At 71.3% G+C, this 7,015-nt stretch carries 5 protein-coding genes; 4 read left to right on the top strand and 1 reads right to left on the bottom strand.

The window, feature by feature from the left end; all coding sequences use genetic code 11:
* Nucleotides 1–243 precede the first annotated feature (243 nt).
* On the top strand, nt 244–630 hold the full coding sequence (locus ACFCV8_RS24440) for a hypothetical protein (protein ID WP_376687562.1): 387 nt from the start codon (nt 244–246) through the stop codon (nt 628–630).
* Nucleotides 631–792: 162 nt separating this feature from the next.
* Entirely contained in the window at nt 793–1,113 is a 321-nt protein-coding gene (locus ACFCV8_RS24435; protein ID WP_376687561.1) for a hypothetical protein, read from the top strand.
* An 86-nt stretch (nt 1,114–1,199) separates the two neighbouring features.
* Here the strand turns inward: ACFCV8_RS24435 and ACFCV8_RS24430 are convergent, their stop codons facing one another.
* Nucleotides 1,200–4,208: a BTAD domain-containing putative transcriptional regulator gene (locus tag ACFCV8_RS24430; RefSeq protein ID WP_376687560.1), complete on the bottom strand. Its 3,009-nt coding sequence runs from the start codon at nt 4,206–4,208 to the stop codon at nt 1,200–1,202.
* Nucleotides 4,209–4,503: 295 nt separating this feature from the next.
* On the opposite strand from ACFCV8_RS24430, the gene ACFCV8_RS24425 reads away from it, so the two are divergent.
* Together ACFCV8_RS24425 and ACFCV8_RS24420 are read left to right on the top strand one after the other, a co-directional pair.
* On the top strand, nt 4,504–5,865 hold the full coding sequence (locus tag ACFCV8_RS24425; RefSeq protein WP_376687559.1) for a helix-turn-helix domain-containing protein: 1,362 nt from the start codon (nt 4,504–4,506) through the stop codon (nt 5,863–5,865).
* Nucleotides 5,866–5,969: 104 nt separating this feature from the next.
* Nucleotides 5,970–6,896: an ornithine carbamoyltransferase gene (locus tag ACFCV8_RS24420; RefSeq protein WP_376687558.1), complete on the top strand. Its 927-nt coding sequence runs from the start codon at nt 5,970–5,972 to the stop codon at nt 6,894–6,896.
* Nucleotides 6,897–7,015 lie beyond the last annotated feature (119 nt).

Below are 7,015 nucleotides of genomic sequence, written 5' to 3'. Positions count from 1 at the left end.
CTCCGTGCCGAAGCCGTCGAACGGTGTGGTTGCCACGCCTCAATCCCCCAGGATGTCGCATCCGTTGCGGATCTCCACGGATCCCTGTCTGAGTCGAACGGGGGTCATCATGCGGCGACCGCTTACCGCTGCGTTCCCTTGGCGAACGAGCGAACGGGAAGGAAACGGGAACGGATCGGGAGGGAACCGGGAGCCCGGACGGCAAGGGTCCTCCGTGTAGTTGTCTGCAGAAGGAGTACTCACGTGAAGGACCCCAGGGATCGTTCCCCCGACGGGGCGGAGCTGCGCCAGGCCTTCCAGGATCTGTCCACCGTCGAACGGTGGGCCGAGCGTGTGGCGTCCGGCGCCCTGACCCACCCGTACACCGCTCCGCAGCCCTGGGAGGGGCCTCAGCTGAGCGTGGAGACCAGGACCGAGAACGGCATGCACATGGTGGCCGGGATCGTGGAGTGGCCGCCCGGGTCGGACACGGGGGTGGCGGTCCTGGACGAGACGCAGCGCGCGGTGCTCCGTTCCCTGGTGAGATCGCTGCTCGACCTGGCCGGTCACGAGTCGGGAACCGCGCACACCCGGGTGGTGCTCACCCCGCTCGGCCCCCGGGTCGCTTCCTGCCGGCTGCAGGCCGAGTAGGCCCGCCACCAGGCAGTGGCCCGCCGATTCCGGTCCGTTCCCGAGGCCGTTCCCGGCGGTGGGACCGGGGCGGGAACGGACCGGGAACGCCCGCCAGCAACATCAGTGGTGTCAGGAAGCGGAACACCGCAAACCTCACGAACACCACTTAGGGGCGGGACAATGGGACGCAAGCTTGCTGGGATCTTCGGAATCGTCGCCGCGACGCTGGCCCTCGGCATCGGCGCAGCGGCCGAGTCGGGTCACTCGTACGGTTCCGGGGCCGCTCAGCAGGTTGTCGCCGACGACAAGGGCCCCACCATCATCGGGACGACGGGTACGGACGACGACAAGGGTCCGACCGTCATCGCCACCCGGCTGCTCGCCGACGACAAGGGTCCGACGATCGTCGGCACGCTCGGGACCGACGACGACAAGGGCCCCACGGTGATCGGCACCACGGGCACCGACGACGACAAGGGCCCCACCTCCCCCGTCATGTGAGACCCCTTCCCCCCCTCCCGCACGAGAGCCCCGCACCGGCGTCACGGTGCGGGGCTCTCGGCCTGTCGGGCGCGGTGCGCCGTACGTCAGTCGCGGCGGCGGTCCGCGGGTACCCCCAGCTCGGTGAAGAGCCGCTCCGCCTCCGCCCGGTACCTCTCCGCCTCCGGGACGTCCCCGAGGGAGTCGGCCATGCCGGTGAGGGCGTAGGCCTGCTCGATGCGGTAACCGAGGGAGGCGGCGAGCTCGTGGGCGTGCGTGTGCAGTTCGAGGGCCGTCGCCGGGTCGCCCTGCCTGCGGCGCAGCCGGCCCACCACGTTCTCCACCTTGGCGCGGCGCAGCGGCGAGGAGTTCGTCCGCATCATGTCGAGCGCCAGCTCCGCGTGGTCCGGATCGCGGACGGGTTTGCCCAGCCGGTGCTCCACATCGGCGGACAGCGCCAGGGTCAGCGCGCGGTTCGCCTCGTTCCCGGCATCCCCGTACAGGGCGCGCGCCTCCGTCAGACAGCGGTCGGCCTCTTCGTGGGCGCCCAGCCCGACGTGGGCGAAGGCGAGATCGGTGATGGCTCCGGGAAGTCCCTCGTGCTGGCCCAGCCGACGGCTCAGGTCGGCCGAGCGCTGGGCCGCCACCCGGGCCTCCTCGTACCGGCCCCACTGTTCGTACAGCGTGCTGAGGATGGTCAGGCTCTCCGCCTCGGCGCGCGGCATGTCCAGGTCGCGTTCGTGCGCGATCGCCGTCTCCATGTGCTCCAGGGCCGCGGAGAAGTCCCCGAGCAGGCTGCTGAACTGGCCGAGGATGCTCTCGCTGTGCGCCTGGGTGTGCAGGTCGCCGAGCTCGATCGCGACGTCCCGGCTCTTCCGGGCGGCTTCGAGCCCCTCGGACAGCCGCCCGAGTTTCCAGCAGGCGACGCCCAGATTGGACAGGCTGACCCCGAGCAGCGCCAGGTCCTGGAGCCGGTCGGCCGCGGCGACCGCGACCCGGCTCAGAGCGCCGAACTCCTCCAGCAGTCCGAGGTCGTTGAGCTGGAAGACGAGGTTGCGGGCCAGGCACACCACGAAGCGGTCGTGGCCCCTGCGCTCGGCGAGCGTCACGGCCGCGAGCAGCGAACCCTGTTCGCGCCGGAACCACGTCCGCGCCCGCTGCGGGGTGTCCAGGGCGGGCAGTTCCGAGGTGGAGGGATCGATCCCGGTGCTGCGCCGGCGCCGCCCGGAGTACAGCAGGTCGCACGCCACCTCGGTGGCGGTCAGGTAGTAGCGGAGCAGCCGCTCCACCGCGCCGGAGTCCTCGGGGGCCTCGGCGAACAGGCTCTGCGCGAAGCTGCGGACCAGGTCGTGAAAGGTGTAGAGGCCGATCTCCGGCTGCTGCACGAGATGGACGTCGAGCAGCATCTCCAGCAGGTCCTCCGCGTCCCGGGAGGAGCAGCCGAGCAGCGCGCCGGCCGCGTGCGGGTCCATCTCGTTGCCCGGGTGCAGGGACAGGGTCGAGAAGGCCCGGCGGCACTCCTCGTCGAGGGCCTGGTAGGACAGGCGCAGGGTGGCGGAGACGCTGCGGGCGCCGGAGCTGAGCTCGTCGAGCCGCCGGGTCTCGTCCCGCAGGCGCTCCGCCAGGTACTGCAGGGTCCAGCGCGGGCGGTTGCGCAGCCGGGCGGTGGCGATCCGCAGGGCGAGCGGGAGATGGCCGCAGAGCCGGGCCAGTTCCGCGGCGGCCTCGGGTTCGGCGGCGACGCGCCGGGCTCCGAGGGTCTCGGCCACCAGCATCGCGCTGTCCTCGGGCGACATCTCCCCGATGGAGATCCACTGCGCGCCGTCCAGGTCGACCAGCCGGGCCCGGCTGGTGACCATGACGAGGCAGCCGGGGGAGAGCGGCAGCAAGGGGTGGATGGCATCGGCGTCGGCCGCGTTGTCGAAGAGGATCAGCAGCCGCTTGCCGAGCAGGGTGGATCGCCACAGGGCGGTCCGGGCGGGCACGTCGTCCGGGATGAGGTGGCCCGGGATGCCGACCGCCCGGAGCAGGGTGTCCAGCGCGATGCCCGCGCTCACCGGCTGGTCGCCCGGGGTGTGTCCGCGCAGGTCCAGGTGGAGCTGCCCGTCCGGATAGTCGGGGGCGAGCCGGTGGGCCGCCCGTACCGCGAGCGAGGTCTTGCCGCAGCCGCCCATGCCGTCGATGGCCACGACCAGCGGGCCCTGCTCGTTGCCGTGCTTGGCGCCGTCGAGGATCTCGGCCAGCTCCCGGTCGCGCCCGGTGAAGTCCGCGAGATCGTACGGCAGGGTGCTGGGGGGCTCGGCGGGAAGCGCCACCGCCACGACCGGTGCGGCGGGGGCGGGTTCGGGTCCGGCCAGCTCGGGGCTCTCCCGGAGGATTCCCTCGTACAGCTTGGTGAGTTGGGGGCCGGGGTCGATGCCGAGTTCGTCGGCGAGGAGTGCGCGTACCTTCCCGTACTCGTCCAGCGCTTCGGCCTGCCGCCCGGAGCGGTACAGGGCGAGCATCAGCTGGCCGCGCAGGGACTCGCGCAGGGGGTGCTTCTCGACCAGTTCGCGGAGCTCGACGACGAGTTCGGCGGCGTCGCCGAGGGCGAGGTGGAGATCGAAGCGCTGTTCCGCGGCCGTCAGCCAGCGTTCCTCGAAGGAGGTGGAGGCCCGCTCGATGACCGGGCCGCCGCCTCCGGCGAGGACCGGTCCGCGCCAGAGGGCCAGGGCGTTGCGCAGTGTCTCCGCGGCCTCGGCCGTCCGCCCGTCGGCCGCCGCAAGCTTCGCATTACGTATGAGTAGAGCAAATTCGGCCACGTCGATTTCGCATTGTTCCTCGACGACGCGATATCCGGGACCGTCGGTGACCAGGACCTCGGCACCCCCGGGTATCCGTCTTCGAAGATCCGCGACGGCCTTGCGCACTTGGTGGGAGGCGGTGTTCGGCGGGTCCTCGTCCCAGGCCGCCTCCACCAGACGGGAAACCGGGAGGACCTTCCCCGGCTCCAGGAGCAGAGTGGCCAGAACTCGCTCCTGGATGACTCCGCCCAGCCGGAGCCGCTCTCCGTTGGACCAACCCTCAATCGGGCCAAGAATGTTGAAGCGCAGCCGAAACTCTTCTGCAGTTGACACGCTTCTTCCCCCTCGGTTTTGTGCAGCCGCAGTGCTCCACCAGCGCTCCACCAGCGCGAGGCGATCGTATCCGCTGCTGAGGGAACTGGCGGTACCGCACCGGGAAGAGTTCGGGAATGGCTCGATGGAGTCTGTTCATCGACGGCGGGCCTTCGCTGCCACGGAGAGTACCGAGCGCACGGAGCGTGAGCGGACCGGAAAGATCCCGTTCAGGGCCATGCGTTCCGGACAGTCCTGGACGGTCGGTTAACCGGACATTGCGTTTTCTGAGCATGTGGAGACCGAGGAGACAATGATGAATTCCCAGCCCGCACCCGGGCTCGACGTTCTGCTGCAGAATGCGCGCAAGCGGGCGGGACTCACCCAGGAACAGCTCGCCGGGCTTTCCACCGTGAGTGTGCGTGCCATTCGGGATCTGGAACTCGGACGGGTCCAGCACCCGCGCAGGGAAACACTGAAACTGCTTGCCAATGCCATGCGGCTCAGCGACGCGCGACGTGTCGAACTCGAGCTCGCCGTCGATGCGAAGGCCGCGGGCCGCGTCTTCCAGGACATTTACGGAACGGGCCTTGCCACACCGCCCCCTCCGCTGCGCCCGCTGATCGGGCGGCGGGCGGAACTGGACGCGCTGACCGCCCGGCTGCGCGCGGATCACGAACGGCTGCTCACCCTGGTCGGTCTGCCGGGAGTCGGGAAATCGCGGCTCGCCCAGGAAGCCGCCGGCGTGATGCACGCCCAGTACGGGGTTCCGGTCCTCTGGGTCGATCTGGGCGACGACGCCGAACCCGTCGACACCGCCCACGGCAATCCGCAGGCGACCGTGACGGGATGGGTGAGGGCACTTGTTCGAAATGGTGAAGAATTCGAGGAACTGGCCGCACTCATCGGATCGAAGGCCACTTTGATCGTACTGGACGGTCACGATGCGTCACCATCCGTCACCCCTCGGCTGCTGAGCCTGCTGCGGGTCTGCGAGCGCCTGAAAATACTCACGACCACCGACCGGCCCGTCCAGCTGCCCGGCGGACGGCTGCTCCCGCTCGCCCCGCTCGCGGCACCGACCGCCGCCGATCTCGCCGCCGAACCCCTGGGCGGATCGCTCGTCGCGGACCGGCACGCCGTCGAGCTGACCCTCTCCCATGTCAGCTACATGCGGCCCGACTTCCTGCCCACCGACTCCGTCGTCACCACCGTGGCCCACATCTGCCGGGCCCTGGACGGCATGCCCCAGGCGCTGGAGGCCGCCGCCTCGTGGCTGCTGCTCTACTCCCCGCAGCAGCTCCTGGACATCGCCCGGACCACCCCGCTGGTCCTGCTCGACGGGGTCACCCCCGCCGCTCCCGGCTCCGGCCCGACCCTGGGGGAGCGGCTCACCGAAGCCGTGACCGGACTCGACCCGCGGGCCGCCGCACTGCTGCGCACCCTGGCGGAGCTGGAGGACCCGTGGACGATGGACGGCGCGGCGCGGGCCCGCGGCACCTCCCTCGCCCAGACCGCCCGTGACGTGCACGGCCTGCTGGTCCGCGGCCTGATCCGGCGGCTCCCCGCCACCGCGGGCGATCCGGTCGGCTTCACCGTGCTCAACCTGGTCCGCGCCGCCCTCGACGCCCGGCCCGCGACGCGGGCCGCCGAGCTGGCCGGGGCGTTCGCCGACTGAACCGCGGCGCCCGCACACCCGGGCCGGCCACCGGCCCCGCCCCCGTTCCCCTGTCCGCACCCGTACCACCGCCCCACCCCGCCCTCGCGAAAGGCACACCACCCATGCGCAACCTGATCTCCCTCGCCGACCTGACGCCCGCCGACCTGGACCACCTGGTGCGGCGCGCCGTCGCATTCGGCCGCGACGGCATCGTTGCGAAGCCGCTGGCCGGACGGCAGGTCGGTACGTACTTCCGCAAGTCCTCGACCCGGACCCGGACTTCCTTCTGGACCGCGGCGACCCGCCTCGGCGCCGACGTGATCACCTTCGGTCCGAACGAGCTCCAGCTCACCACCGGCGAGACCGTCGAGGACACCGCCCGGGTCCTGGGCCAGTACCTGGACGCGCTCGTCGTACGCACCAACGGGGACGTCGAGGAGATCCGCCGGCTCGGCAGCAGTGCGGACCTGGCCGTCGTCAACGCCCTGACCCTGGACGAACACCCGACCCAGGCCATCGCCGACCTCGCCACCCTGACCGAGGAGTTCGGCTCGCTCGACGGAGTGCACCTGCTCGCCGTCGGCGAGGGCAACAGCTCCGGCGCGGCCCTCGCCCTCGCCGCGGCCCTCACCCCCGGCCTGCGCCTGACCCTGCTCTGCCCGAGCGGCTACGAGGTGCCCGAGGAGACCTTGGCGCTCGCGGCCGAACTCAGCGGCGGCAAGGCGCTGGTGAGCCAGGTCGTGACGGCCGACGCGGTCGAGGGGCCGGTGGACGCGGTGTACACCAGCCGGTGGCAGACCATGGGCGTGGAGAAGGCGAACTCCGACTGGCTGAAGGACTTCGAGGGATTCCAGATCAACCGCGTGTTCATGGACCGTTTCTCCGGCCCGCGCACCGTCTTCCTCCACGACCTGCCCGCCGTACGCGGTGAGGAGGTCACCGACGAGGTGCTCGACGGCCCCTCCAGCCGGGCCTGGCGGCAGGCCCACCACAAGATGACCGCGGCCGCCGCGGTCCTGGAATGGTGCGTGGTGGGCATCCAGGACTGATATCCCCGCCGCCCCACGGGCTCCCGGCCGGCACGGGTCCACCGACCCGCTGCCCGCCGGGAGCCCTCGTTCGTCCCACCCCGCCGCGAGGAGGACGGCACACGGAAGGAGGGCGGGTG

The organism is Streptomyces sp. NPDC056347 (assembly GCF_042262625.1).
Taxonomy (GTDB): domain Bacteria; phylum Actinomycetota; class Actinomycetes; order Streptomycetales; family Streptomycetaceae; genus Streptomyces.
This window is presented reverse-complemented; position numbering and strand designations above follow the sequence as displayed.

Bases quoted from the DNA above. Each gene is read 5' to 3' on its own strand.
- ACFCV8_RS24435 (WP_376687561.1), top strand. From the start codon at position 793: ATGGGACGCAAGCTTGCTGGGATCTTCGGAATCGTCGCCGCGACGCTG.
- ACFCV8_RS24425 (WP_376687559.1), top strand. From the start codon at position 4,504: ATGAATTCCCAGCCCGCACCCGGGCTCGACGTTCTGCTGCAGAATGCG.
- ACFCV8_RS24420 (WP_376687558.1), top strand. From the start codon at position 5,970: ATGCGCAACCTGATCTCCCTCGCCGACCTGACGCCCGCCGACCTGGAC.